Origin of the sequence: Streptomyces sp. BBFR25 (assembly GCF_044590125.1) — a bacterium.
Lineage (GTDB): Bacteria > Actinomycetota > Actinomycetes > Streptomycetales > Streptomycetaceae > Streptomyces > Streptomyces canus_D.
Genome location: NZ_CP172447.1, coordinates 492479 through 519067, shown reverse-complemented (window position 1 = coordinate 519067; position 26589 = coordinate 492479). Strand labels below are relative to the sequence as shown.

The following is a 26589-nucleotide window of genomic DNA, read 5'->3' as shown; positions in this document are numbered from 1 at the left end:
CACCGAGGCCCCCCAGGCCCCCGGCCGGCGGGACGCCCCGGCTCGCCCGGCTCATGACCGGGCTGCCGGCTCCTGCTCGATCACGGAGCGCAGGCGCCGCCTGTGGTCCAGGTGGCGTTCGGCTCCGGTCAGGGTGACCCTGGCCACCAGGCGTGGATCCGCGCTGGAGGCGGCCAACCTCAGCTCCAGCTCGCCCGGTTCGACCACTCGCCGTCCGTCGCGTCCGGTGAACGATGCCAGATCGGCCGGGACCACGGCACGCAGGCGCCGGGCCTCACCCGGCTCCAGGTCGACCCGGGCATAGCCGACGAGGCGCTGCACCGGCTGGACGACGGAGGCGACCGGGTCGTGCAGATAGAGCTGGACGACCTCTGTTCCCGACCGCCCGCCGGTGTTGCGGACGGTCAGGGCGAGGGTGAACTCGCCGTCCGTCGGCGCCTCCCGGACGTCCACGGTCAGGTCCGTCCAGTCGAACCGCGTGTAGGACAGGCCGTGACCGAAGGGGAACGCCGGTGTCGGATCGATGGTGGACACCTCACCGGCGTGGGCGAGCCTCGCTCCGAGGTACGTGGCCGGCTGGGAACCCGGCCCGCGCGGCACGCTGACCGGGAGCCGTCCGGACGGGTTGATGCGGCCGCTGAGTACACCGGCGATCGCATGCGTGCCTTCCTCACCGGGAAAGAAGGACTGCACGATCGCCGCGGACTCCCGCACGGCGCGGCCGAGAGAGTACGGTCGTCCCGCGAGCAGCACGGTGACCAGGGGCGTCTCCACGTCCAGCAGGGCGTCGAGCAGGTGCTGCTGCGCCCCGGGCAGCGCCAGCGTCTCGACGTCGCATCCTTCACCACTGGTACCCCGCCCGAAGAGCCCGGCGCGGTCACCGAGCACCACCAGGGCGATGTCGGCCTCGCGAGCCACCCTGGCGGCCTCACACAGGCCGGTGAGGTCCCCGTCGTCGATGCCGGTGCCCCGGACGACCGTGATCTCCGCGTCGGGGAACTCGGTGGCGAGGGCGTCCCGCAACGTTGGCAACTCGATGCCGTGCGGGGTCCCGGGGTGACGGACGCCGATGTGCTGAGGAAAGGAGTAGCAGCCCAGTACGGCGACCGCCTCGTCGGCGTTGGGGCCGAGCAGGGCGATGCGGCGGGGCCTTTCCAGCGGCAGCGTGCCGTCGTTGCTCAACAGCACGACAGCTTCCTCGGCGACCGTGCGGGCGAGCGCGCGGTTGTCCGAAGTGTCCAGGTCGATCCGGCCGCGCAGGGCGTCCGGATCGTCGAGGTCCGCCCCTTCGAGTGCGGTCGGCAGGGGATTCCAGTCCGGATCGAGCAGGCCGAGCCTCGCCTTCTGGGTGAGTACCCGGCGAAGGGCCCGGTCGACCAGTGCTTCCGGGACACGACCGTCGGCGACCGCCTCGGCCAGGGGCGCGCCGTACGTCTTGACGTTGGGCAGTTCGACGTCGATGCCCGCCCACAGGGCCAGTCCGGCGGCGTCGGACCATTCGGCCGCGACGCCGTGCAGGATCTTGAGGAAGGCGATGGCGAAGTAGTCGGCGACAACAGTGCCGTCGAAGCCCCAGGTGTCGCGCAGCAGCCCGGTGAGCAGCTCCTCGTCGGCCGCGGAGGGGACGCCGTCGGTGTCGGTGTAGGCGTTCATCACCGACCGCGCGCCGCCTTCACGGATCGCCATCTCGAACGGGGGCAGCAGGACGTCGGCGCGCTCCCGCGGGCCCATGGAGGAGGGAGCGAGGTTGCGCCCGGCGCGCGAGGCGGAGTAGCCGACGAAGTGCTTGAGAGTGGCGACGATTCCGGCCGACTCAAGACCCTGCACGTACGCCGTTCCGATGGTGCCGACGAGGTACGGGTCCTCGCCGATGGTCTCCTCGACCCGGCCCCAGCGGGCGTCGCGCACTACGTCCAGGACGGGCGCGAGTCCCTGGTGGACGCCGACGGCACGCATGTCCCGCCCGATGGCGGAGGCCATGCGCCGCACCGTGTCGGGGTCGAAGGTGGCACCCCAGGAGAGTGGGACGGGGTAGGCCGTGGCGCCCCAGGCGGCGAAGCCGGCCAGACACTCGTCGTGCGCGAGAGCGGGGATGCCGAACCGGTTCGTGGCGGCGATGCGGGCCTGGGTGCGGGCCAGGGAAAGCGCACCCAGGGCGGGGTCGACCGGGACCGTGCCGAAGGGCCGGGTCAACTGGCCCAGTCCGGTGGGCAGCAGCGCGTCGAGATCGACGGGCTCCTCCTCCATGTCGTGCTGGTGGGGGGCTACCTCACCGCCCTGATCGGAGGCGCCGACCCAGACTCCGTACAGCTGGGCGGTCTTCTCCCGCAGGGTCATCGCGTCGATCAGGGCGTCGACTCTCGCGGTCACGGAAACGGTGGTGTCGTTCCAGCGGGAGACTTTGGCGGTGTTGTCTACGGCCATGTTGGCGTTCACTTTCCCTCCCACGGCCCGCAGACCCTCGACCGGGGCGCGACGGGCGAACAAGTGGACGAGCAGGTCTCGAGGCGGGACGGGTCGCATCGGGTTCCGGCACCGTCCCGGACCCGCGTTCGGCGCCGGTCAGCGGCTGAATCCGGCGGTCAGACCGCTCAGCAGTTGGCGGCGGCCGAACGCGTACAGGATCAGGACGGGCAGTGTGGTGAGGACGACGGCGGCGAGAACGGCGGGGACGTTGACTCCGTACTGGCCCTGGAAGGTCCACAGCGCGAGCGGCAGGGTCCGGCGCTCCGGACTCTGCGTGAGCACCAGCGGCAGCAGGAATCCGTTCCAGATGGTCAAGGCGTTGAAGATGGTCACGGTGAGGATGGCCGGCCGGGTGAGTGGTGCCGCCAGCCGCCACAGTGTCGTCCATTCGGTGGCGCCGTCGACCCGCATCGAGTCGAACAGTTCCTTGGGCACGTCGCGGATGAAGTTGGCGAGCACCAGCACCGACAGCGGGATGGCGAAGGCGATCGACGGGAGGATCAGCGCCAGCAGGGTGTCGTAGAGCTGCAGTTTGATGATGATCAGGTAGACCGGGATCACCGTCGCCTGCAGTGGGATGGCCAGGCCCATGAGGAAGAGCCCGTTCATCGCGCGCAGCACGCGCATGCGCCAGCCCCGGACGATCGCGTAGGCCGCCATGAAGGAGAACACGACGGCCGGTACCACGGCGCCAGCGGTGACCAGGACGCTGTTCAGGAAGTAGCGCAGGAAGTCGGACTCGATGACCAGCCGGTAGTTGTCCAGGGTCGGGTCGCCGGACGGCACCAGCGGGTTGCTCGCGTAGTAGCGGCTCTGGGCCTTGAGGCTGGTGATGAGGGTCCAGTAAAGGGGTACGGCCACGACGACGAGCCACAGCCATCCGGCCAGGCCGCCCACCCAGTTGCGTCGTCGTGCCTCGGGCAGCGTGGTGGTCACCTCAGGCTCCCTCGAGTTGGCTCGCGGCGGCGTCGCGGCCCCCGAGTCGGCGCAGCAGCAGGGCGAGGGCCAGGCCCACCAGGACCAGGATGACCGCGATGGCGCTGGCCGGTCCCATCAGGCTGGCCTGGAAGCCCCGCTTGTACATGTCCAGTGCCAGGACCCGGGTGGCGTCTCCGGGACCGCCCTCGGTCAGGACGAAGATGAGGTCGAAGAAGGTCAGTGACCCGACCACCATCAGCGTGGACGAGGTGATGATGGTGTATCTCAGCTGGGGCAGCGTGATGCTGAAGAACTGCCGGATCCGTCCGGCCCCGTCCAACTGGGCTGCTTCGTAGAGGGACTTCGGGATCTGCTGCACACCGCCCTGGTAGATCAGGGAGTGGAACGGGACGAACTGCCAGGAGACGACGAAGACGACGATGCCGAAGGCGAGTCCGGGCCGACCCAGCCAGTCCTGGCTGAGCAGTGGGAGTTCCAGCCCGGCCCCGAGACCGAAGTTGGGGTCCAGCAGGGCCTTGTACGCGATGGCGATGGCCGCGGAGCTGAGCATCAGAGGGACGAAGTACACCACCCCGAGCACCGCACGGTAGCGCTGCCGACCCGCCAGGAACGTGCCGAGCAGAATGCTCAGCGGCGTCTGCACGGCCCACGACACCGCCATCACCATGAAGGTCACCCACAGGGCGTGCGGCAGCCCGGGGTCGGTGAGCACCGCACGCCAGCTGGTCAGGCCCGACTGGTGGATGGTGCCGATCCCGTCCCAGGTGGTGAAGCTCAGCGCGAAGACACCGACGAGCGGGATCACGGCGAAGCCGACGAAGACCACCAGCGCCGGTGCGGCCAGCCAGGGGAGGATGCTGCGCGGTCGGCGGCGCGGTGGGTGACCGGTGAGTGTGCTCATGCGCCGATGACCGCGTTGAGGTTGTCGGCGAACTGCTTCGGGGAGAGGGACAGCTGGAACAACTTGACGATGTTGTCCAGGAGGGCCTCGGCGGCCGTCGGACTGAGCGCCTGGTCCCAGGACTGCACGAACGTCTTGGCCTTGCTGGCGATGCCGTAGTTGACCTGGAGGAAGTCGGCGCTCTTGGAGGCGGCCAGCAGCTCTTCCGTGCCCAGCCGGACCGGAACCGAGCCGTTGTCGATCCAGGCCTTCACCTCGGTGTCCTGGAGGACACCGGTCGCGAAGAAGTCCTTAGCGATCTTCTTCTCCTCCTCGGTGGCCTTCGAGGAGATGGACAGGTACTGGGCGGGGTTGCCGACCGCGTTGCTCGGATCACCCTTGCCGCCGTCGACGGGCGGAAAGTTCATGTAGCCCAGTTGGCCGCTGGAGACGAAGTCTCCGCCGTCGGTCTGCTGGATGCCGTAGGACCACGCGCCGTGCAGCATCATCGCGGCCTTTCCGGTGTACAGCAGCGCCTGGTCCGCGTTGGAGTCCGCCGTGATGGAGGAGAACCCCTTGACGAACCCGTCGGCCTTGACCAGCTCCTGCACCTTGGTCAGCGCGGTGATGGCGTCCGGGTTCGACCAGGCGTTCTTCTCGCCCTCGACGACCGCCTGGAACACCTCGGGACCGCCGATGCGGTCGAACAGGAACTCCAGCCACATCATGTTCGTCCACCGGGACTGGCCACCGAGGGAGAGCGGCGCTATGCCCTTCGCGTTGAACCTGGGCACCAGAGCCATGAGGTCGTCCCAGGACTCCGGCGGCTCCGCGCCGACCTGGTCGAAGACCTTCTTGTTGTAGTAGAGGATGATCGGCTGCACTGTCTCGCAGGGCATCGCGTAGATCTTGCCGTCGACGGTCGCCGCGCCGAACGACGAAGGGAACAGCCCCTTCTTGACCTCCGAGTGCTCGTCGAACCACGACGTGAGGTCCTCGACCTGACCCGCTTCCGCGTAGGTGCGCAGTGTCCCGCCGCCCCAGCCCCAGATGATGGTGGGCGCCTGTCCGGCACCGATGGCGGTCTTGATCTTCGTCTTGTACGCGTCGTTCTGGAACGTCGTGTCGTCGATCCGGTCGTCGGGATGGGCCTTGTTGAAGGCGTCCACCGCGCCGGCTCGGACGCCTTCCTGCGGCTGGCCGTTCAGGTACCAGTACGTGGCCCCACCATCGGTCTTGCCGGGGCCGGACGAGCCGCAGGCCGCCAGTGCCGCCGAGGCCGGCACGGCGGCGGCCAGGCCGAGGAGGGTACGTCGGGAGAGCGCCATGTCATTTCTCCGCACTCGAGAGCCATCGGCTTCTCGTGAGTCATGGTGAAAGGTTTTCGAAACAGCCATCTCCGAACTCTGTTCGAGCAAATTAGATTTCGGGCTGATGGCCTGTCAAGAGAAGTGCACACGCTTCTGAAAACGCACCCGACCCCTGCAGTTACTGGCCTCCACGGCTCCCGAGAGGGCCTCGCTCGCTTCGAAACCGTTTCGAAACTGCTTGACCAGGGGTAGGCAGTTCAGGCAGTGATCTCTGATCGAGCGCCCTCGATGCTGGTCAGACCGCGCCTGGACCGTGGTGCTTGTCGGCGCCTCCCGGACGGGCTCGTGGCGGGGGTGCCGTACTGTTGACCGGTTCCACCCGAGGTGCCGGCCCGACAGGCGACGCACGGCACCGGTGGACGAACAGGGGAGGGGAACCGATGCGATCGAACGCGAGACGCACCACTTTGGCGGACATCGCCCAAGCGGCCGGGGTCTCCGTCGCGACCGTGTCCAAAGTGGTGAACGGTCGCGGTGACGTGGCGCCGCAGACCCGCACCCGGGTGCAGGAGCTGCTGCACCACCACGACTACCTCGCCCCCGTGTTCCGCCATACCGAGGCGGTCGAAAGCCCGACCATCGAGGTGCAGTTCATGGGCGGCCTGAAACCGTACGTCGCCGAAACCCTGGAAGGGATCATCGACTCCGCCTCCGAACTGGGGGCTTCGGTGGTGATCAGCAAGGCGTCCCGTGCCCCGCACTGGGCCCGGGACCTGGTCTCCGCCGGGCGCCGTGCCGTCATCGCGGTCACCAGCGTGTACACCGCGGCGCACATGGACGAACTGGCCCGGTCCGGGCTGCCGTTGGTCGTGCTGGATCCCCTGCACCTGCCGGACAGCCGGGTGAACAGCGTCGGGGCCACCAACTTCGCCGGCGGCCTGGCCGCGACCCAGCACCTGCTCTCCCTGGGCCACCGCCGCGTCGCCTACCTCGGCGGACCCGCCATGGCCGTGTGCAACCAGGCCCGCATGCACGGCTACCGCGCGGCCATCGAGGCGGGAGGTGCCCAGGTACCGGAGGCCTACGTCCGGCCGGGAGAATTCACGTACGAGACGGGACTGCTCGGAGCCGCGGCCCTGTTGGACCTGCCGGAGCCACCGACCGCGATCTTCGCGGGCAACGACGAGATCGCCGTCGGGGTCATCGAGACCGCCCGGGGCCGGGGCCTGCGCGTCCCGGAAGACCTCAGCGTGGTCGGCTTCGACGACACGAGCCTCGCCCAGATGTCCTCACCGCCCCTCACCACGGTGCGTCAGCCCCTGCGGGAGATGGGCGGTGCCGCCCTGCGCACCGCGCTCCGACTCGCCAACGGCGAGAAGGTCGAGTCCCACCACATCGAACTCGCCACCGAACTCGTGGTACGCGCCTCGACGGCGCCGCCGTCCGAAGAGTCCTCGGAACGCGGGTAACTCTCCTCGGGCGGACCCGGCCGTCGGCAAGCAGCTCCGGTCCGCAGCGGAGGAACCGACCGGAGTCCGCGACAGGTCAGTCCGCGAACGCGGCCACATACGACGCCACGCACGACTCCGGTGTGGCCAGCGAGGTGACGACGTGGCTGTCGACGGTCGCGGGCGGATCGAACGGGACATGGAGCAACCGCTCGGAGCGGAACCCGGCGAGCTGCTCGGCAGGCATCAGGGTCCAGGCCTCACGGCTACGGCCCACCTCCAGCAGTACGTTGGACGGGTCTCCGGCGGGCCTGCTGAGCGGGGTCACGGGCACGGCGGCGAGGAGCGCGTCGTGCAGCGGCGGGTCGCTCTCGCGGGCGGGAAGCCGCAGCCCCCGTGGATCAAGGTGGTGCGGACCGACCGCCGGCATGCCGGCAGCTGCGTGGTCGCGCGCGAACACCGCGTGTACCGGCTCGGACCACGCACGCGCCACCGTCACCGCCGACGAGGCGATCGCTCCTCGTACCAGCGCCACATCCAGCTCGCCGTCGCGGACCGCGGCCAGCCGCGCGGCCACGGGGAGATCGACCAGCTCCAGTTCGGCAGGGCGCTCACTCACGCGCAGGCGCTCCAGCGCGCGGTCGAGCCGCCACATGGCGCACGACGCTGTCCCGATCCGCAGGATCGCGGCCGGTTCTCCGGCGACCACCCGGACCCGCGCTGCCGCGGCGAGGGTCTCACGGGCCGCGCCGAGCACCCGTTCACCGGCCGGGGTGAGACGTACCCGCCGTGACGTGCGCTCCAGCAGCTGCACTCCGAGTTCGCGTTCGAATCGGCTGATCTGCTGGCTCACGGCCGACTGCACGATGTTCAGCCGTTGTGCCGCCCGCCCGAAGTGCAATTCCTCGGCAACGGTCACAAAGTAGTGCAGCGCTCTGAGCTCCATCACTCTGATCTATCACATGATGTGATCGTTGCTGGAGAATACTGGTTCTTGTTCGCCCGGGACGTCATCGCTGGGATGGGGGTGAGACCGCCGCGGCGGCCGGGTGAGTCGGCCGCGGCAAGGCGGCAAGATCTGAACGGAGAACACAGGTGAGCAGAACGACCCTGGGAATCATCGGCACCGGGATGGTCGGCGTCGCGGTGGCCCGCCGCGCCGTCGAGGCGGGTGTGCGCGTCGTCCTGAGCAACTCCCGCGGCCCCGAGACGCTCTCGGATCTGGTCGCGGAAATCGGTGGCGGTGCCCGCGCGGCCACTCCCGTCGAGGCGGCGGCCGCCGGTGATCTGGTCCTCGCCGCCGTACCGCTGGCAGCGCACGAGCGGCTGCCCCGTGCGGCGCTGTCCGGCAAGACCGTCATCGACCCGATGAACTACGCGTTGTATCCGGGCTTCTCGATTCCGCGACTCGACAGCAACGAGCTGACCTCCAGTGAACTGGTGCAGAGCCACCTCGCGGACAGCAGGGTGGTCAAGGCCTTGCACAGCATCGGGCCCAAGCAACTGCTGGAACTCTTCCGTCCCGCCGGTGCCGACGACCGCACAGCGATACCGCTCTCCGGGGACGACGAGAGCGCCAAGAAGGAGGTGGCGGATCTGCTGGACGTCCTCGGCTTCGACACCGTGGACCTCGGCACGCTGGCGGAGAGCTGGCGCAGCGAACCGAACACGCCGCTGTACGCCCTGCCGTACGTCGGGCAGCCGCCGACCGGCCTCGGCTCCGAGGAGTTCGTGGCCTGGGTCCAGCAAGCCGTCGGCGTCCCCGCCCCCGCCGCCCGGATACGGGAGCTTGCTGCTGCCGCGGTGCGCGGCCCCGCCGGGTTCCGGATGTAGTGCAACCGCCGCGCAGGGGAGTGCGCGAGGTCAGGTTGCGGCGGGCGGCCGCGGCGGCCGGCCGGTGGCCCACGACGGAGTCAGCCGTGGGCCACCCGCCGTCCGCCCGCAACGCGATCGGACGATGCTTCGCCCGTGGTTCCGCGGATTCGCCGGGGGTGTGCCGGACGGACCTCAGCGACCGATCTTGTCCAACTCGGCGAGATCCTCTTCGGAGAGCGAGAGCCCCGCCCCGGCCGCGTTCTCCCGCAGGTGCGCCACCGACGAGGTGCCGGGAATGAGCAGGATGTTCGGCGACCGCCGCAGCAACCAGGCCAGGGCGACCGACATCGGCGTCGAGGACAGCCGGGTGGCCACGGCGGAGAGCGCCGCGGACTGCAGCGGGGTGAAGCCGCCGAGCGGGAAGAAGGGCACGTAGGCGATGCCCTGGTCGGCGAGTTCGTCGATCAGCTCGTCGTCCTGACGGTAGGCGAGGTTGTACATGTTCTGCACGCACACGATCGGCGCGATCCCCTGCGCCTCGGCGACCTGCTCCGCCGTCGCGTTGCTCACGCCGAGGTGCCGGATCAGGCCCTGCTGCTGGAGTTCGACGAGGGCTTCGAAGGGCTCCGCGAGTGAGCCGGGCCGGGGCCCCTGGGCGTCGCCGAGCCGGAGGTTGACCACGTCGAGCGATTCGAGGCCGAGGTCCTCGAGGTTCTCGCGGACGGCACGGCGCAGATCCTCGGGCTGCCGGGCAGGAGGCCAGCCGCCCTGCTCGTCGCGGACCGCACCGACCTTGGTCACGATGTGCAACGACGTGGGATAGGGGTGCAGCGCTTCACGGATCAGCCGGTTGGTGACGCGCGGCCCGTACGCGCCGGCGGTGTCGATATGGGTGATCCCGAGGGCGGCGGCCTCGCGCAGGACGGCGAGCGCGCCGTCGTGGTCGGCGGGCGGGCCCATGACCCCGGGGCCGGCGAGCTGCATGGCGCCGTACCCGAAGCGCGTGACGGTCAGATCGCCCAGGGACCAGGTGCCGCCGGTCGGTGACGCGGAGAATGTGTTCAGGGATTCGCTCATGCCGTCGATGCTCGCTCGCGGACGAGTCGCGCATCCAATACCGATGCAGTGCTCTGTCATACCCGGTGGGTATCACCGAGGTACGCTGTGGCATGGACACCTTGGAGACCCGTGAGCTGAGGTACTTCGTGGCCGTCGCGGAGGAACTCCACTTCGGTCGTGCCGCCGAGCGCCTCGGCATGGCCCAGCCACCGCTGTCCCGCGCGATCCAGCAGCTCGAGCGGCGCCTTGGCGTACGTCTGCTGACGCGCAACCGCCGCGGTGTCTCCCTGACCGGCGCCGGAGAAATGCTGCTGTACGAGGGCCGCGCAGCTCTCGACGCGACCGCCGCCGCCGCTCGCCGCACCCGGCGCGCCGGCGGCGCCGCCGGTCCGGGCGGCTCCCGCAACCGCCTGGTGCTGGCGGTGAAGGCCGGCGCGTCCCACGAACTGCTGCACAAACTGCTCGACGCCTACGCGGCCGAGCCCGATGCCGCCGAGGTCGAGGTGCTGCCGAGCGGCACGTGTGAGCAGGAAGGGATGCTGCGCGACGGCCGCGCCGACGTGGCGCTCATGCACGCGCCGTTCAACTCCCTCGCCGGGTTCGACAGCGAGGAACTGATGACCGAGGGCCAGATCGCCGTCCTGCCCGCCGGTCACCCCCTCGCCGCGCGGAAGGTCTTGTCCCTGGCCGACGTCAGTGACATCCCCGATCTCCCCCTCGCCCGCTGGTCCCGCCACGGCACGTACCCACCCGGTCCGGGCCCCGAGATCCACGACCAGACTCAGCTGGCCCAGTTGATCGCGCTCGGACGCACCGTGGCCGTCTTCCCCGACTCGGCCCGTGCCTGGCTGTGGGCCGAGCACGCCGCGGTCCCCCTGGCCGATGCACCCCCGGTCGTCACCCACATCGCCTGGCCCGCGCACAGCCGCTCCCTCGCCCTTGCGGGACTGATCCGCACGGCCACCCGGCTATGACCCGCCCCCGACCTGTCCGCGAAGGGTCCGAAGCTCTGGGGCCGCTTCGGAAGACGGGGGTGCGTTCCACGAAGGCCTTCGGATTCGCTCTGCGTGTGGGTGGGGATGCCGTTCCTTCGTTCACGCGGGCTTCTCCGCGCCCAGCCGCCGGAACGTCAACCCGGCTCGGCCGCGGCCGGCGCGACTGCGGGGCAGGGGCGTGCTCCCGCCGGACGGGAGGACAGACTTCAGGCTGGCGCGAGCGGTCAGCATCCGCCCGCAGCCGACAGCTGAGCGGATGCGGCCCGGACCTCCCCTTTCGGGTGGTCGACGGAACCGCGTGCCTTTCGAAACCTCGGCTTGCCGCAGCCGCTACCGGTCTCCTGCCGCATGGTCGGCGGTTGCCCCGGCCCGTGAGGCGAGGACGCTCAGGCGGTCGTGGCTGGGCGTTCCGGGCTCGGCGGTCAGGGTGATGAGCTGCTGATCGGGATCGTCCGTGGAGACGAGGAAGGACCAGTCGAGGGTGAGCGGGCCGACGACCGGATGGTTCAGCACCTTCGTGCCTGATCTCTGGGCAGCGACCCGGTGAGTGCCCCACCAGCGCCGGAAGTCGGGATCCTGCAGCGACAGTTCACCCACCAGTTCGGCGAGGCGAGGATCCTGCGGATCGCGGACGGCCTCCATGCGCAGCTGCGCCAGGGTCATTCGCGCCGCCCACTCCCAGTCCGCGTACAGCGCTCTGATCGCCGGCTCGCGGAAGACCAGCCGTACGAAGTTGCGGTGCTTCTCCGGAATCCGCGCGAAGTCGGTGAACAGGGCTGCCGCCATGGCGTTCCAGGCGAGGATGTCCGTGCGCCGGCCAAGGACGACGGCCGGCGTGGTGGAGAGGTCCTCCAGTAGGCGCCGCAGTTGCGGCTGGACCTTCTGCGAGGTGCGCCGACGCGGGCGGGCGGCGTCCCGGCCCGACAACTCGAACAGGTAGGCACGCTCACCGTCGTCGAGCCGCAGGACACGCGCGAGGGTGTCCAGTACCGGCTCGGAAGCCTGGCGACGGCCCTGTTCCAGGCGCGTGTAGTAGTCGGGACTGATCGACGCCAGCGACGCCACCTCTTCGCGGCGCAGACCTTTGACCCTGCGCCTTCCGGCCGCGTCCGGCAGTCCCACTTCGGCCGGGCTCAGCTCCGTGCGCCGCGCCCTGAGGAATGCACCGAGTTCGCTGACGTGGCCGTTACCGCTGTTCATAGGTGTAAGTGTGGCAGCCCGTCGGTCCTGTGACAGTGGGCCTGCTGTGTCCCAGGACAGCACTGTCCGGGGACGGAAGAAGCCCCTTACCCGCTCCCGTGCCGCGTGCGAGTGTCGGCGACGACGAGGGCGGCCTGGCGGAATCCGCGCCGTCCGCGGGTACCTCCCATTCCCACCTGTACCAGGAGACAACGACCGTGAAGACCGACGTCACCTTCCCCAGCAATGATCTTGCCCTGGCCGGAGTTCTCTTCACCCCCGACGATCACGTCGACGCCCGGCTCCCCGCCGTGGTCGTCTCCCATCCCGGAGGGGGTGTGAAGGAGCAGAGCCCGTCCGTCTACGCCGAGCGTCTGGCCCGGAGCGGATTCGCCGCGCTCGTCTTCGACGCCGCTTACCAGGGCGAGAGCGAGGGCGAGCCGCGAGGGCTGGAGAACCCGTTTCAGCGGGCCGAGGACATAAAGTCCGCCGTGACCCACCTGACCACCCGCGACTGCATCGACCCGGACCGGATCGGCGCCCTGGGCATCTGTGCGTCCGGCGGGTACGTCCCCTACGCCGCGCAGACCGACCACCGCATCAAGGCCGTCGCCACGGTCAGCGCCGGGGACATGGGATCCGTGATTCGTGAGGGGCTGGGCCGTACCCAGGACCCGGCGGTCCTCACGGCCCTGCTCGACCGGGCCGCGGCGGCACGCACCGCCGAGGCGCGCGGCGCGGCTCCGGAGATGGTGGCGTGGATCCCCGACAATGCCCAGGACCTGCTGGAGACCGCCACTCGGCAGTTCCGGGAGACGTACGAGTTCTACTGCACCCCGCGTGGACACCACCCCCGTGCGGTCCAGGGATGGGTACTGCGCAGCGTCGACCAGCTCGCCCAGTACGACTCGTACGCGATGATCCGGCTCATCTCGCCCCGCCCCCTGTTGATGATCGTGGGTTCGGAGGCGGAGACCGCCTACTTCAGCCGGGAGGCGATCGAGCAGGCGGCCGAGCCCAAGGAACTGTTCGTCATCAACGGCGCCACTCACATCGATCTGTACGACAGGGACGAACACGTCACGCCTGCCGTCACCAAGCTCACCGAGTTCTTCGGAACGTACCTGGCATGACCGGAGGGGAGTGAGTGCAGGCCTCGTACCATGGGCGTCACACAGACGGCGCCGGGGTGTACTCGAACCAGTCGAAGGCGACCGCGCCCTCGGTGGCGTACATGCCGATCACACGGCCGGTGAAGCCGCAGGCGACCTCGGTGGACAGATAGCGTCCGTCCAGTTCGGCGAGCGGCCCGGCGTCCGGGGCAGCGGGATCACCGAACCCGAAGGCGATGGTGTCGGGCCCCGTGGCCCCGCCGTCGGTGAGTTCGGGCGACGCGGGAACGAGGTCTGACGTCCGGATCGTCACAGTGAGGTGCAGTGGCCCGGCCGGGACCGGTCGGCGGGCCACGGTCTGGCGCAGCGGCCCGATCCGGGCGACGACACGGACTTCCCCGTCCCCGGCCTCCACCTCGTAGTGGTGGGCCTCGTCCAGGCGCACGCAGAGACCACCGCGTCCAGTACCCGGGTCGATCAGGGCGGTGACCCGGCAGTCGTGGTGCTGCTGGCGCCGCCCGACAAAGGTGTACCCGGGGCGGTCGAGGGCCGGCCCGGTGGCGCCGAGGAGCAGCCAGCCGGGCCGCTCGGTGAGCGACCAGGAGCCTTCCTGTCGGGCGAACGGCGAGACCCAGTGGGGTGCGAGGGCGGGCCCGTCGAAGTCGTCGCGGGCGGGCGGGGCCGGGACGGGGTGCCAGGCACCACCCGGGGCGGGATGGCTCACGGGAACGGGCGGGACGACTGGCCATCCGTCCGCGTCCCACTCCACGGGAGTCAGGAACGTCTCGCGGCCGAGTACGTGCACGTCGGGCGTGAAGCCGCGAGGGCGGACACCGAGCAGCACCATCCACCAGCTGCCGTCGGGAGCCTCCACCAGATCGGCGTGGCCCGTGTTCTGGATGGAGCGGGCGGTGCCGCTGTGGGACAGCAGCGGGTTGGAGGGTGCGCCTTCCCAGGGGCCGCGCGGCGAGCGGCTGCGGGCCACGGACACGCTGTGACCGCGCTCCGTGCCACCTTCCGCGATCAGCAGGTACCACCACTCGCCGATGCGATAGAGGTGCGGCGCCTCGGGGAACTTGAGGCCGCTGCCCGACCATGTGGCGAAGGGCTTCTCCAGCACCTCGCCCTTGGCCGGGTCGATCCTGGCCATGTTGATGCCCCCCTCGGGACCGGAGAAGGCACACCAGCAGGTGCCGTCCTCCTCCCATGCCAGGTCGGGATCGATCCCGTTCAGGTCGATCCACACGGGGTCGCTCCAGGGCCCTTCGGGGCGCTCGGCCGAGACGACGAAGTTGCCGCCACCGTCGATGTTGGTGTTGATGACCCAGTAGCGGCCGTCATGGTGACGGATGGTCGGGGCGTAGAGGCCTCCGGACGCCTTGGCGCCGGGGAGGGGCAGCGGCAGTTGCCCGGGCCGGTCGAGCACGTTGCCGATCTGCTCCCAGTGCACGAGGTCCTTGCTGTGGAAGAGCGGAAGCCCGGGAAAGTACTCGAAGCTGGAGCAGACCAGGTAGTAGTCGTCCCCGACCCGGCACACGCTCGGATCGGGATGGAACCCGCTGATCACCGGATTGTCGTACATGCGCACGGAAGTATCTTCCCTTCGATCCGCCGGGTGGTCGAGAGTCTAACGAGCCGGCCCGACCCCCTCACCGCAGATGCCACGACCACTGCTCCTCGCCATCGTCGAGGCGTTCGCCGGCCGTGCCAAGGCCGACGACTCGGCCTTCTACGTCCGCGGCCGTAGCGGCTTTCCTCCCGCAGCTTGACTCGTGAACGCGGTACTGCGGCATGCCGACTCCCGCCTCGGCGCGTTCGTTCCGGGCCGTGGCTCGGGACGGCTGTCAGCCGAGGCCGTCGGGGACGATGCGGAGTCGTTCCGCGATGCGGGCGAGGGCCTTCTGGTCGGTCGTGTTGAGCGAGTCGAGGACGATGCGGCGTACGGAGCGCAGGTGTGTCGGCGCTGCCAGGTGCACGATGTCGAAGCCGGCGTCGGTGAGTTCGGCGAGGGTGTAACGGCCGTCGGCCGGGTCCGGTGTCCGTAGGATCCAGCCGCGCTGTTCGCAGCGTTTGACGACGTTGGACAGGCGGGAAAGCGACCCGCTGGCGAGGAAGGCGAGCTCTCCCATCCTCAGCCTCCGCTGCGGAGCCTCGGAGAGATGGCTGAGTACGAGGTACTCGAAAAGGGTGAGGCCGTGTTCCTGCCGCAGCGGTGACTCCAGCTTGGCGGGCAGCAGCAGGACAAGGGAGATCAGCCCCGTCCACGCCGCCTTCTCCTGCTCGTCGAGCCATCGCAGCTCCTCATCGCCCTCGTGTTCGCCCGTGCCGCTCATGGGACCTCCCGTGCTGCTCATACGCCTTCCCGCCCGTCCGGCGGAGCCCGTCATCACTTCATGCTTGAAGCGACTGCGTGTTAGTGTCACTTTACGCGTGAACTCATGCCAGAGGAAACGCACCCTATGGGCAGGAAGAGGGAACACCATGAGCACCGTCACCTTCGGCGTCGTCCCGGGCTTCGGCGAGAAGCTGCACGAGGCCCTCGGCTACAGCGGGGCCGTCCGCGTCGGCGATCGGGTCGAGACCTCCGGTCAGGCCGGGGTGGATGACGATCTGGTCGTCCCCGACTCGCTGGAAGACGAGATCGTCCTGGCTTTCGACAACGTGGAGCGCACGCTTGCCACGGTCGGCGCGACGTGGAAGGACGTCATCCACGTCAACTCGTACCACAAGGTCGCACCGGGGCATGACGCCATCGGCGATGATGTCAACGCGGTCATGGCCGAGCAGTTCCGCCGTCGCCTCGACGGTCGCGCGCCGATCTGGACCGAGACGGGCGTTACGGTCCTCGGCCTCGCCGCCATGCGCGTGGAGATCCGCGTCACCGCCATCGTAGGCTCCGGGGACTGAACCCTCACTTCCGGCGACCGCCCGTAGTCACCAGAGGCTAGCGCGGTGTCGCGAGGACGTCCTGGAGTACGTTCTCGAGGGTGACGAGGGACAGCTCGTGTCGCACGGTGTTCTCGATGCCGTCGTAGATGCCCTGCATCGCGGGCTGGATGCCGTGACCCACCACGCATTGCTGGTTCGGGGTGGTGCGGTGCATCGCGAACAGCGGGCCGGGTTCCACTGCTTCGTATACGTCGAGGAGCGTCGTGGACTCCAGCTCGCGGGCCAGTGACCAGCCCGCGCCCACGCCCCGCCGGGACTCCACGAGCCCGGCCCTGCGCAATTCGCCGAGCAGCCGTCTGATCACGACGGGGTTGGTGTTCGCGCTGGCCGCGATCTGTTCGGAGGTGGCGACCTCGTGGCCCTGGCGCTGGTAGAGGCCGATCCAGGCCAGGGCGTGGGCGGCGATGGTCAGTCGGCTGTTGGCGCTCATGGACTCACTCCTCCTCCCAGGCGCAACACTTCACGTTACGACAGCATGCCACACCGGACATAGTCGTAACAGAATTAGTTGCGACTGACTGTCGTAACAACTAACGTTGCGACTGTCGGAAAGAGTCGATCAACGAGGTGGGAAGAATGAGCAAGCAACTCACGGGCAAGGTCGCTGTGGTCACGGGAGGCAGCATCGGCATCGGATTCGCGACCGCACGCGCCTTCCGTGACGCGGGCGCCAGGGTGTTCATCACCGGTCGCCGCAAGGACGCGCTCGACGCCGCAGCGGCCGAGCTGGGACCCGCCGTAACTGCCGCGGTATGTGATGTTTCGGTGCCCTCGGACCTTGACGCCTTCTACGACACCGTGCGCGACCAGGCCGGGCGCATCGACGTGCTGGTCGCCAACGCCGGCATAGGCACCGCGGCTCCGTTCGGCGAGGTGACGGAGGAGCTGATCGACTCGCTGTTCGCCACCAACGTCAAAGGAACGATCTTCACTCTGCAACGAGCGCTGCCGCTGCTCAGCGCCAACGCTTCGGTGATCCTCACGGGTTCGACCGCTACGACACGGCCCAGCCAGGGACTCGAGGTCTACGCGGCATCGAAGGCCGCAGTCCGCAATCTCGCCCGCGGTTGGGCCCTCAGCTCGCGCGCGCATGGCTTCCGGGTCAACGTCGTATCCCCGGGCGGTACGCGCACCCCTGGCCTGCTCGAGTTGGTCCCGCCCGAGGTTCTCAGGCAGGCCGAAGGTGACATCCCTCTCGGCCGGCTCGCCGAGCCCGAGGAGATCGCCGCCGTGACGACGTTCCTCGCCTCGGACGCGTCGAGCTACGTCAATGGTGCCGAGTTCTTCGCCGACGGTGGATACGCGCAGGTGTGAGTGCTCTCTGACGCCGGCCCGAGCGCATGGCCCACCAGGCCGGGAGGACTTCGAGCGGGCGGTGCGGCAGGTCGTCGCCGGTGCGGCCGGTGTCGTCGAGTGCGGCAGTCGATTGACCGTCGAACAAACTGCAACTAGCTTGGTAGCAGTTTGTTCGACGGCAGGAGTCGGAGATGGCGGGGCTCAGTAGCAGGAGTGCGGTTGCGGTCCACGCGCTTGCGATGCTGGCGCACCGGCGTGGCGGGTTGCTGACTTCCGCGGAGATCGCGGACAGCCTCGAAAGCAATCCCGTTCTTGTGCGGCGCGTCCTCGGACGCCTGCGAGACGCTCACCTCGTGCGGTCCGTCGAGGGGCGGGCGGGTGGCTGGTCTCTTGCCCGCGCCCCGCGGGACATCACGCTCTACGACGCGTATGCAGCCGTGGAGGGGGAGCGGATCTTCTCGGGGCACTCCCGTCCGCCCAGCGAGGCGTGCGTGGTCGGCCGCAACATCGGCGCTGTGCTGGACGTCGAGTTCCAGGACGCGGAGCGAGCCCTGGAGGAGCGACTCGGCCGGACGACGATCGCCGCCCTGCTGCAGCGGATCCTGGCCTCCGACATCGAAGCGAAGGACCGCTGATCCGGCCATGACGCATATGCAACCCGCGTCATGACGCATCCCCAAACTGTAACTAACGCAGTTGCAGTTTTCCCGGTCAGAACGTGCCAGGAGTGAGAGCGATGAACCAGAGAGAGGCAGTGCTCACGAGCGCCGAGGCTCGTGGCCCCGAGATCCACGACCTCGTGATCAGCCGCGCACGCGTCTTCGACGGCCGCCGGGTGCTCACCGGTTTGTATGACGTCGCCGTCGACGGCACACAGGTGGCTTCCGTGTCGGCCGAACCGCTCAGGGGCAGACAGGAGGTGGACGCGGCCGGAGGATGGGTCATGCCGGGGCTGATCGACACTCACATCCACTTCTACGACGTGCGCGCCGTCTCCGATGCCGATGCGATGCGGGCCTTCGAGGAGAACGAACTGCCCGGACGGCTCGCGTCGTTCCTCGACCACGGGATCACCACCATCAAGTCGGTGGGGGATCCGACGGACGGGATCCTCGACGCACGGGCCAGGATCGCCGCGGGTGCGCTGCGGGGCCCGCGACTGCTGGCGACGGGGTGCGGCATCACCGGACGCGACGGTCACCCCGCCGCCACGGTCTTCCGCGACAACCCCTGGGCACGCGAACGCTTCACGGGTGAGGTCGGCAGCGTGCAGGAGATCCGCGACCTGGTGCACCACCTGGCCGACCGCAAGGTGGACGCGATCAAAATCCTGTCGGAAGGCGCGTGCGCACACTCCGACGGGCCGAGCTACCTCTGGCAGAACCCCGCATTCCCGGACGGTGTCGAGTTGGAACGGCTTCCCCTCGATCTCCTCCGGGCCGGCATCGAGGCAGGGCACGAGCGGGGCCTTCGGGTCACCGTGCACACCACCCAGCAAGCCGCGGCACGCGAGGCGATCGAGGCCGGGGCAGACGGCCTGGAGCACGGGGTCACAGTCGAGCCCCTCACCGACCACTCGCTGATCGACCTGATGCTCGAGCGTGGCGTCACCTACACGCCCACGCTCTGGATCGACGACGCCCACCCGGACTCCCGAGCCAACCTCCGGAAGGTCGCCGAGGCAGGCGTGCACCTCGCGCTGGGCAGTGACACCTTCAGCGGCCGGGGCCTGTTCGGAGCCAACACCCTCGAAGAGGCCGCGCTCATGGCGGCGGCCGGGATCGCGCCCACCCAGGTGCTGGCCGCAGGCACCAGTGGTGCGTCGAGGCAGTGCGTCCGCCCCGACCTCGGCACGGTGGCGCCCGGCAAGCGCGCCGACCTGCTCGTGCTCAACGCCGACCCCACCACGGACATCCGCAACCTGCGCGAACTCCGCATGGTGATCCTGAACGGCGAACTCGTCGTCGACAAGCGCTAGGTCTGTTGTCCCGGGACGTTGGTGACACACGTCCTGGGTGCTTGAACAGGTGCAGGTGAGGGCCTTCTGAGTTCGGTGTGGATTGCGACATCTACCGCCGACCGCCAGGAGGCACGGGCACGGCCGCGCAGCCGGCCGGGCCAACCAGGACCACCGCAACGGCACCGGATACGGCCTGCCTGCACACCGCGCACCCGGCCCCACACCGAGCTGGCCGCAAGGCCCCCTCGACGCGACAAGAACCCACCGGGCCCGGTGGACACCTGTTTCGCGCCGGACTGTCCTTACCGTCGGCATGGCCTCGACCCTGGTGGGCTTCACCAGCGGGCCGACGGCGGTGTCAGCATCCGCCTCCAGGGGCCCGGCCACACCCGCAGCGGCCGCGACGAACGGCGATCTCCGCCGACAGGTGAACGCGATCCTGGCCACCGGCGTAGCGGGAGTCGGCGCGGAGGTGATGTCGCCATACGGTCGACGCCACGCGTTCGCCGGGACGCCGCGCGAAGGCCGGTTCCGGATGGGGAGCCTCACCAAGACGTTCACGGCGGTGGTCGCACTCCAGCTTGCCGACCTGAAACTGGATACGCTCGTACGGTACTGGCTGCCGGAGGTTGCGCGGGACATCACCGTACGCGACCTGTTGCGCCACACCAGCCGCCTGCTCGACCCCCAGATCCCGGCGCTGACCAGCGCAGAGGGCTATCAGGCGGAGCGGCTGCGGAGTTATACGCCGGAGGAGCTGGCAGGCGCGGCGTTGCGGCTCGGGACGGCACCCGAGTCGTGGTCGTACGCCAACACCAACTACCTGCTCACCGCGATGATCATCGAGCGGATCACCGGCCGGAGCTGGGCCGCGGAGATCACCGACCGGATCATCCGCCCCTTGGACCTGGACGCCACCAGCGCCCCCGGTGAGTCGCCGTTCGTCCCCGGCCCACATGCGCGCGGCTGGGCATCGTTCGGCACCGAGACGCCGCTCGACGTCACGCTTCTCAACCCCAGCATGGCTGTTGGCTCTGGTGCCCTCATCAGCAGTGTGCGCGACCTCGGCGCCTTCTACGCCGCGCTGCTCGGCGGGGAACTGCTTCCCCCGGCGCGGCTCGCCGAGATGACCGCCACCGTCCCAGCGTCCGGGCTCGGCATCGAGGGTGCGAGATACGGCCTGGGCCTCGCCGAACTGCCGCTCCCCGGCGGCGGCAGCTTCTTCTCCCACTTCGGCGAACTGCTCGGCTACCACGCGTGGGCCGGTGTCACGGCGGACGGCTCGCGCACGGCGGTCGTGTATGTCACCGGGGATGTCACCGGGACGACCATGGGCGCGATGTCCGCACTCATCGAGGGCGGCGTCGGCGGCACGCGCTGATTCCTGGCGGGGGCACGGTCGCCTCCAGCCGAGCCCCTCCCGGGCGGTGCAGCGACTGAATTTGATCAGGTGATGTCGGGCTGTTCGCCGGATGGCGTGCGGGTGGCTCCAGTAGTCCTTGGGGGAGAGAGAAGTTGACACTGTTGTCGCTGACGACCCCTTTCCTCCAACTCACCCCGGACGGGAGCCATAGGCGGCAGGTCCCAAACGAAGCCCCCGTTAATGTCCGCGTCCCTGTGTGCCCCAGTTCGCGAGCACGGCGTCGGCCGCGGCGTGCAGGTGTCGTGCCGCTGTGCCGTCGCATACCTGTGTCGAAAGGCCGAGCAGGAAGCCGTGGATCATTGACGTGACGCCGGCCACGTCGGTGTTCTCGGCGAGTTCTCCAGTGGCGATGCCGCGTACGATGCGCGCTCGGTCCACTGCGCGCCGCGCCGCTACGACCTTGTCGAGAACGAGACGAGCACGCGTGCCCCATGGCCGGCCGCGGTCGCGAACACACGAGGGCTGGTGGATCACCGGCCAGACGCGGGTGCGAGGGCGGCGTGAAGGCGGCTGATGCTCTGCCGCGAGGTCGGGCCACTTGGTGTCGCATCCCGGAGTCCGGCGAGCTCGGACTTCTCGGCGACCGCTCGGTCGAGTGCCTCGGCAGCAAGCGGCCGAAGACCGTCGGCGGTGGCCGGGAGGGCTTCCTATGGTCGGGCGGCAACGGACCGCCGACCACCTGTAGGTCTTCCCCGACGGGGGAACGGTGTGACGGACGGGCCTTCCCCCCGGCATCTGTTCGCGCCGTGATGCCCCGGCGGGCGCAACCGTACGATGCCTGCCAGGCGTCGCACAGGGCGGCGGGTCGTCGCCTCGTCCCAAGGCCCTCTCGGTGGGCCGCTGGAAGGAAGGAGCGTGCGTGGAGGTCGGGGGGTACCGGATCATCACGTTGCTCGGTGAGGGCGGCATGGGCCGTGTGCATCTGGCGCGGTCCGCGTCCGGACGGCCGGTTGCGGTCAAGACCGTCCACCGGCACCTCGCCGCCGTCCCGGAGTTCCGGGAGCGGTTTCGCCGTGAAACGGCCGCCGCGCGGTCGGTGACCGGTGTGTACACCGCTGCCGTGCTCGATGCCGGTCCGGACGACGAACCGCCCTGGATGGCCGTGGAGTTCTGTGCGGGCCCAGGCCTGCCGGAGGCGGTGGCCGCGCACGGGCACCTCGGCTCCGGCGATCTCGCAGCGCTGGGCGCCGCGCTCGCCGAGGCGCTGACGGCGGTACACGCGGCGGGGCTCGTGCACCGCGACGTGAAGCCGTCCAACGTCCTCATTTCGCGCCATGGCCCCAAGGTCATCGACTTCGGCATCGCCAAGAGCGCGGCCGACGAGAGCCTCACCGCCGACAGCGAGGCCATCGGCTCGCCCGGCTTCATCGCCCCCGAGCAGCTTGCGGGGGACGCCGCCGGACCGGGGCCCGCCGCGGACGTGTTCGCGCTCGGCGCGGTTCTCGCGGTGGCCGCGACAGGCCGAGGCCCCTTCGGTTCCGGCACGGTGCCCGAGGTCCTCTACCGCACACTGCACGAGGACCCCGATCTGGTGGGCGTGCCGGGCACTGTCTGGGAGGACTTCCTCGGGCGCTGTCTGGCCAGGCGCCCCGCAGACCGGCCCACGGTCGCGCAGGTGCTCGCCTGGTGCGCCGAGCGTGCCTCGGACGAGCCATGGTGGGAGCGGGAACCGGTCGCCGGGTTGATCCGTCGCCAGGAGGACGAGGTGACGGAGCTGTTGGGGAGAGTGGCGGTGGAGGCCACGGGGCGGGGCCCCGAGGACCGTGTCCCGGCTGCCTCCGGCGGCGAGACACATGGCCCCTCCCAAGACGGCGACAGCGAGCCGCGTACCCCCGGCCCCGCCGCCGAAGGCAGGTCCTCGCACCCTCGCCCCGCCGACCAGCCACCGCCCGCCGCCGGCGAGGTCGTCACGGACGCCCGCCGCGACGCCCCCGCGCCCGCGCTCCGTACCTCTCGGCGCCGCCTCCTCGCCTGGGGCGGCGCGGCCCTGGCAGCCGTGAGCGCCACGACGACGGCCATTCTCCTCAACGACGAGGAGAGCGGCGGCACCGCCCGCGTCGGGAGCAGCCCCGAGCCCCGCCCGCCGATGGGCGCGCTCGTCTGGAGCCGTGACATCGGCGAAGTCGAGTACGGCGGCGCTCTCCTACGCAGCGGAAAAGACCTCTATGTACTCGATGACAGGGGAGTCGTCCGCCTGGACGCGGAGACCAACACCGTCCGCTGGACCTACCCGGAGAAGGACCTGCGGAGCATCCAGGCACGCGGCGACCTGGTCTACGTCCTGCGGGACAGCCTCTTCGAGCCCGAGCTGATCGCCCTGCGCGTGGCGGGCGGCCGGGAGGCGTGGACCTCGGGTGTTCTCTCGCGCAACCCACACCGGCCGCCCCGTTCCTTCGACGCCCCTGCTGCGATCGAACTGGAGGGCGGCCAGGGCATGTTCACCGTCTCGGACGACGTCACCTGCCTGTTCACCTTCGCGCCCTACACCACCGGATGGGAGCGACGCACCACATCGGACCTACCTTGGCGCGCGTACGCCTTCGACTCCCGTACGGGCAAAGAGCTCTGGTTTCACGAAGGGCGCGCGGCAGAAGTGATCGCCGTGGACGAGGCCGGCGGCCGCATAGCGGTGGCTTCCTCGTCCCGGGACTCCGGTGTGCCCGGCACGGACCAGTATGCGCAGGACGACCCACTGGTCGTCCTGAAAGCCTCCGACGGAGCGGTGGAGCGGCAGATCGCGCGCGGCGCCCGCCGCCCGCAGGCCCACCCCGGAGCCAAGGGTGTCGGCTATTTCGCGTCGGAGGAGCGGATCGAGGCCATGGACCTGGCGACCCGACGAATCCTGTGGTCCCGGCCTGCCGACACGGTCACGGACATCGCGCCCCGGGCCACCGGCGGCCTGGTGCTCGCCTCCTCGTCGGAGGGCATCGAGGCACTGGACGCCGACACAGGCAGGACGCGGTGGTCGCGGCCCGGCTACCGGGAGATCGGGAGCGGTGCGCCCCTGGCATCGGACGGCCTGGCACTGGTCTCGGGGCCGGAGCCGGGCGGTTCGGGCGAGGGGACGTGGGGCATGTACGCACTGGACGTACGAACGGGGGACGCGACCTGGGCGGTTCCCATCGAGCCCGCGTCCGACATGAGCCTGGCGACCGCGCACGACGGTCTGGTCCACATCTGCGCGGGCCGCACCCTGCTCACGGTCCGGGGCCCGGGGGAGAGGCGGACATGAACACCGGCCACGCCCTCCGTCATTCGACCCGGCACACTCCTCGCCCTCCCACGCCCCGGGCAACGACGGACGATGCCCCGCACCAGGGCAGGCGCACATGACGGAAGTCCCCCTGCTCCCCGGTGCGCCGCTGCTCCCTGACGACCCGCGTCTCCTCGGCGGTCACCGCATCATGCGGCGACTCGGGTCGGGCGGCATGGGGCAGGTCTATCTGGGGCGCAGCCCCGGCGGGCGGCTCGTCGCCGTCAAGACCGTCCACGAACACCTCGCCACGGACCCGCGCTACCGAGAGCGATTCCGGCGCGAGGCCACCGCCGCGCGCGCCGTCACGGGCGCGCATACCGCCCCGGTCCTCGACGCCGATCCTGATTCCGTCGTGCCCTGGCTGGCCACGGCATTCCTGCCGGGAGTCACCCTGCGCCACGCGGTCGTCGCAGGCGGGCCGTTGAACGCCCGGGCCGTGCGGTCGCTCGGGGCGTGCCTCGCCGAGGCACTGGCGAGTATCCACGCGGTGGACATCGTGCACCGCGACCTCAAACCGTCCAATGTGCTGCTGACCGCCGACGGTCCGCGCGTCATCGACTTCGGCATCGCCCGGGCCGCCGGAGACCTCGGTCTCACCGAGGCGGGAGCGATGATCGGCACGCCCGGCTTCATGGCCCCCGAACAGGTCGCCGGCGACGATGCCGGACCCGCCGCCGACGTGTTCGCGTTGGGCGCGGTCCTCGCCTTCGCCGCGACGGGCGAGCAGCCCTTCGGCTCGGGTCCCGTGGCGGTCCTGCTCTACCGGGCCACCCACGAAGAGCCGCACCTGGACGGCGTACCGGACACGGCGGGTCTGCGCGCACTCGTCTCCGACTGTCTGCGCAAGGAGCCGGGGCGCCGGCCCTCCCTCGCACAGGTGCTGGCCCTGACCGCCTCGCCGGACGCGCCCCTGTGGTGGCGCGACGAACCACTGCGGTCACTGATCGCGGGCGAGGGACTGACAGACACCGAGGAGCCGCCGTCCTCCGCCGGGACGCAGCGGCAACCGACGCCCGAGCCTGTCCCGGACGGACCGGCCGTCGCCCCGTCCCACCGCTCCGCTCGCCTGCACACCCTGACACGCCGCGCCTTCCTCACCACCGGTGGAGCCGGGCTCACGGGCCTGGCTGTCTGGGCCGTGGCACATGCACCGAAAACACCAGGCACAGGCGCCGAGGAGGACGGTCCCGTACTGGAGACAGGGTCCAAGCACCCCGGCCGGGAGCGCTGGAGACTGACCGGCCAGGACGACATAGCGGGTGACGTGACGTCCGCCCTGCTCGCCGGGGACACTGTGCTGGTGCACGGGGCGAGACCAGGCCTGGCCGCCACACAGGGACTGGTGCGCGCCGTGGGTGCCGAGGACGGGGCGAGCCACTGGCAGGACGAGAAGGCGCCGGTGAGCGCCGCTCACGAGTCGCTCTGGGGCGTCACGAGCGGCCTGCTCATCGCCCCGGAGCTCCTGGACAGGGTCTACGAAGTACGGACAGGAGACCCACAGCCGCCGGAGCAGCCATGGCGGGGGACCGTGAAGTGGTTCGCCGTCGCGGACGGACGGCTCGTCACGCTGGGCGACGACGGCGGATCGACGGACGACCGGGTACTGCGCTCGTTCGCGCTGCCCTCGGGCGGCTCGCGCGCCACCGAAGGACCCCGCACCCACGAGAGGGAGGAGACGCGGGACTGGAGAGCGCCCGCGGTCTCCGGCAACCGGCTGCTCCTCGTCCCGGACACCGGAGCGCTGGATCCTCGGATCTTCTGCCTCGACGCGACCACAGGCCGGGAACCGTGGACCTACACCGGGCTCGGCAAGACCGGGCAGCCCCAGACCGCGCCGGTCACTCTGCCCGCGCCGGACGGCCGCGGCGGCGAGCGCTTCGCCCTGTTCAGCGACGCCGACGAACTGCACCTCATCGACGTACGCACCGGCGACCGCCTGCGCAACGAACCGCTGAGCCTCACCGCCGGGAACGGCGCCACCGCCCTCGGGCACGCCGCGGGTACCGGTCTGCTGCTGGCCGCCGGGGAGGACCTGATCGGTTTCAGCCCCGACAGCGGCAAGCGGCTGTGGAGCCACCCCACGGCCGGGCTCGACACCAGTTGGCCGTCGCTGCCGGGCGGTGGCAGACGAGGCCCCGTCGTGCGGGACGGGGTCCTGCTGAACTGGCTGGACGCCAGGACCTTGCAGGCACTCGACCTCGCGGACGGCGGGCGGCAGCTGTGGCGGACGTCGTTCGACGCCATCGCACGCTGCCCGCCCGCCATCGGAGGCGACATGGCCTACGTCACGGCCGGGCAGGTGTGCCGGGCGCTGGAACTGCGCACGGGGAAAGTGCTCAAGGAGTGGCCGGTGAACGAGGCGGTCACCTGGCTCGCCGCCGACGACAAGGGATGGTACGCCGTGGTCGGCACGTCATCCCTGCGGGCGGTCAACGCCCCGTGACAACCTGGCCCGCACGGCGCACCGGTCGGGGCTGACACCGCTGCCGAGGTGCCGTCACC

20 protein-coding genes and 1 pseudogene are annotated in these 26589 nt (G+C 70.1%); 11 read left to right on the top strand and 10 right to left on the bottom strand.

The window, feature by feature from the left end; translation table 11 throughout:
• Positions 1-51 precede the first annotated feature (51 nt).
• From ACGH52_RS02230 to ACGH52_RS02215, 4 genes are all read right to left on the bottom strand, one after another.
• Positions 52-2424, bottom strand: a complete 2373-nt coding sequence (locus tag ACGH52_RS02230; protein ID WP_399937138.1) for a glycoside hydrolase family 3 N-terminal domain-containing protein — start codon at positions 2422-2424, stop codon at positions 52-54.
• 138 nt (positions 2425-2562) lie between these two features.
• Positions 2563-3402, bottom strand: a complete 840-nt coding sequence (locus ACGH52_RS02225; RefSeq protein ID WP_059302599.1) for a carbohydrate ABC transporter permease — start codon at positions 3400-3402, stop codon at positions 2563-2565.
• Between the two features lies 1 nt (position 3403).
• The gene (locus ACGH52_RS02220) at positions 3404-4306 is read right to left on the bottom strand and encodes a carbohydrate ABC transporter permease (protein WP_076978002.1); all 903 of its coding nucleotides are present in this window, start codon (positions 4304-4306) and stop codon (positions 3404-3406) included.
• On the bottom strand, positions 4303-5613 hold the full coding sequence (locus ACGH52_RS02215) for an extracellular solute-binding protein (protein ID WP_121704714.1): 1311 nt from the start codon (positions 5611-5613) through the stop codon (positions 4303-4305). Before ACGH52_RS02215 ends, ACGH52_RS02220 begins: the two co-directional genes overlap by 4 nt.
• 422 nt (positions 5614-6035) lie before the next feature.
• Between ACGH52_RS02215 and ACGH52_RS02210 the strand changes: the two genes are divergently transcribed.
• Positions 6036-7064: a LacI family DNA-binding transcriptional regulator gene (locus ACGH52_RS02210; RefSeq protein WP_076978000.1), complete on the top strand. Its 1029-nt coding sequence runs from the start codon at positions 6036-6038 to the stop codon at positions 7062-7064.
• 76 nt (positions 7065-7140) lie between these two features.
• On the opposite strand, the gene ACGH52_RS02205 is transcribed toward ACGH52_RS02210, so the two are convergent.
• Positions 7141-7989, bottom strand: coding sequence for a LysR family transcriptional regulator (locus tag ACGH52_RS02205; RefSeq protein WP_210975063.1), 849 nt, complete (start codon positions 7987-7989; stop codon positions 7141-7143).
• A gap of 140 nt (positions 7990-8129) precedes the next feature.
• Here ACGH52_RS02205 and ACGH52_RS02200 point away from each other — a divergent pair.
• A pseudogene (locus tag ACGH52_RS02200) lies at positions 8130-8876 on the top strand (NADPH-dependent F420 reductase); the annotation flags it as partial.
• Positions 8877-9050: 174 nt separating this feature from the next.
• Here the strand turns inward: ACGH52_RS02200 and ACGH52_RS02195 are convergent.
• On the bottom strand, positions 9051-9935 hold the full coding sequence (locus tag ACGH52_RS02195; protein WP_399937133.1) for an aldo/keto reductase family oxidoreductase: 885 nt from the start codon (positions 9933-9935) through the stop codon (positions 9051-9053).
• A 92-nt stretch (positions 9936-10027) separates the two neighbouring features.
• Between ACGH52_RS02195 and ACGH52_RS02190 the strand changes: the two genes are divergently transcribed.
• On the top strand, positions 10028-10891 hold the full coding sequence (locus ACGH52_RS02190; protein WP_210975060.1) for a LysR family transcriptional regulator: 864 nt from the start codon (positions 10028-10030) through the stop codon (positions 10889-10891).
• A gap of 351 nt (positions 10892-11242) precedes the next feature.
• On the opposite strand, the gene ACGH52_RS02185 is transcribed toward ACGH52_RS02190, so the two are convergent.
• Positions 11243-12112, bottom strand: a complete 870-nt coding sequence (locus ACGH52_RS02185; protein ID WP_399937129.1) for a helix-turn-helix domain-containing protein — start codon at positions 12110-12112, stop codon at positions 11243-11245.
• 197 nt (positions 12113-12309) lie between these two features.
• Between ACGH52_RS02185 and ACGH52_RS02180 the strand changes: the two genes are divergently transcribed.
• Positions 12310-13224 carry an alpha/beta hydrolase gene (locus ACGH52_RS02180; protein ID WP_210975058.1) on the top strand — a complete coding sequence of 305 codons (915 nt, stop codon included), beginning with the start codon at positions 12310-12312 and terminating at the stop codon, positions 13222-13224.
• A 37-nt stretch (positions 13225-13261) separates the two neighbouring features.
• Here the strand turns inward: ACGH52_RS02180 and ACGH52_RS02175 are convergent, their stop codons facing one another.
• The gene (locus ACGH52_RS02175) at positions 13262-14785 is read right to left on the bottom strand and encodes a glycoside hydrolase family 43 protein (protein ID WP_210975101.1); all 1524 of its coding nucleotides are present in this window, start codon (positions 14783-14785) and stop codon (positions 13262-13264) included.
• 262 nt (positions 14786-15047) lie between these two features.
• Entirely contained in the window at positions 15048-15557 is a 510-nt protein-coding gene (locus tag ACGH52_RS02170) for a MarR family winged helix-turn-helix transcriptional regulator (RefSeq protein ID WP_059302749.1), read from the bottom strand.
• A 127-nt stretch (positions 15558-15684) separates the two neighbouring features.
• Between ACGH52_RS02170 and ACGH52_RS02165 the strand changes: the two genes are divergently transcribed.
• A complete protein-coding gene (locus ACGH52_RS02165) occupies positions 15685-16110 on the top strand; it encodes a Rid family hydrolase (RefSeq protein WP_076977993.1) in 426 nt (141 codons plus the stop codon).
• A 37-nt stretch (positions 16111-16147) separates the two neighbouring features.
• Here ACGH52_RS02165 and ACGH52_RS02160 read toward each other — a convergent pair whose 3' ends face one another.
• A complete protein-coding gene (locus ACGH52_RS02160; protein WP_076977992.1) occupies positions 16148-16582 on the bottom strand; it encodes an Rrf2 family transcriptional regulator in 435 nt (144 codons plus the stop codon).
• Positions 16583-16728: 146 nt separating this feature from the next.
• Here ACGH52_RS02160 and ACGH52_RS02155 point away from each other — a divergent pair, with 146 nt between their 5' ends.
• The 6 genes from ACGH52_RS02155 to ACGH52_RS02130 all read left to right on the top strand — a co-directional run bounded on the left by ACGH52_RS02155 (position 16729) and on the right by ACGH52_RS02130 (position 26530).
• On the top strand, positions 16729-17466 hold the full coding sequence (locus ACGH52_RS02155) for an SDR family NAD(P)-dependent oxidoreductase (protein WP_076977991.1): 738 nt from the start codon (positions 16729-16731) through the stop codon (positions 17464-17466).
• A gap of 173 nt (positions 17467-17639) precedes the next feature.
• A complete protein-coding gene (locus ACGH52_RS02150; RefSeq protein WP_210975057.1) occupies positions 17640-18083 on the top strand; it encodes an Rrf2 family transcriptional regulator in 444 nt (147 codons plus the stop codon).
• Between the two features lie 101 nt (positions 18084-18184).
• Positions 18185-19426 (top strand): amidohydrolase family protein, encoded by a 1242-nt coding sequence (locus ACGH52_RS02145; RefSeq protein ID WP_210975056.1) that lies wholly within the window; start codon positions 18185-18187, stop codon positions 19424-19426.
• 295 nt (positions 19427-19721) lie between these two features.
• Positions 19722-20789 (top strand): serine hydrolase, encoded by a 1068-nt coding sequence (locus ACGH52_RS02140; protein WP_210975055.1) that lies wholly within the window; start codon positions 19722-19724, stop codon positions 20787-20789.
• Between the two features lie 901 nt (positions 20790-21690).
• Entirely contained in the window at positions 21691-24063 is a 2373-nt protein-coding gene (locus tag ACGH52_RS02135) for a protein kinase (protein ID WP_210975054.1), read from the top strand.
• 97 nt (positions 24064-24160) lie between these two features.
• Positions 24161-26530 (top strand): protein kinase, encoded by a 2370-nt coding sequence (locus tag ACGH52_RS02130; RefSeq protein ID WP_399937120.1) that lies wholly within the window; start codon positions 24161-24163, stop codon positions 26528-26530.
• The last annotated feature ends 59 nt before the right edge of the window (positions 26531-26589 follow it).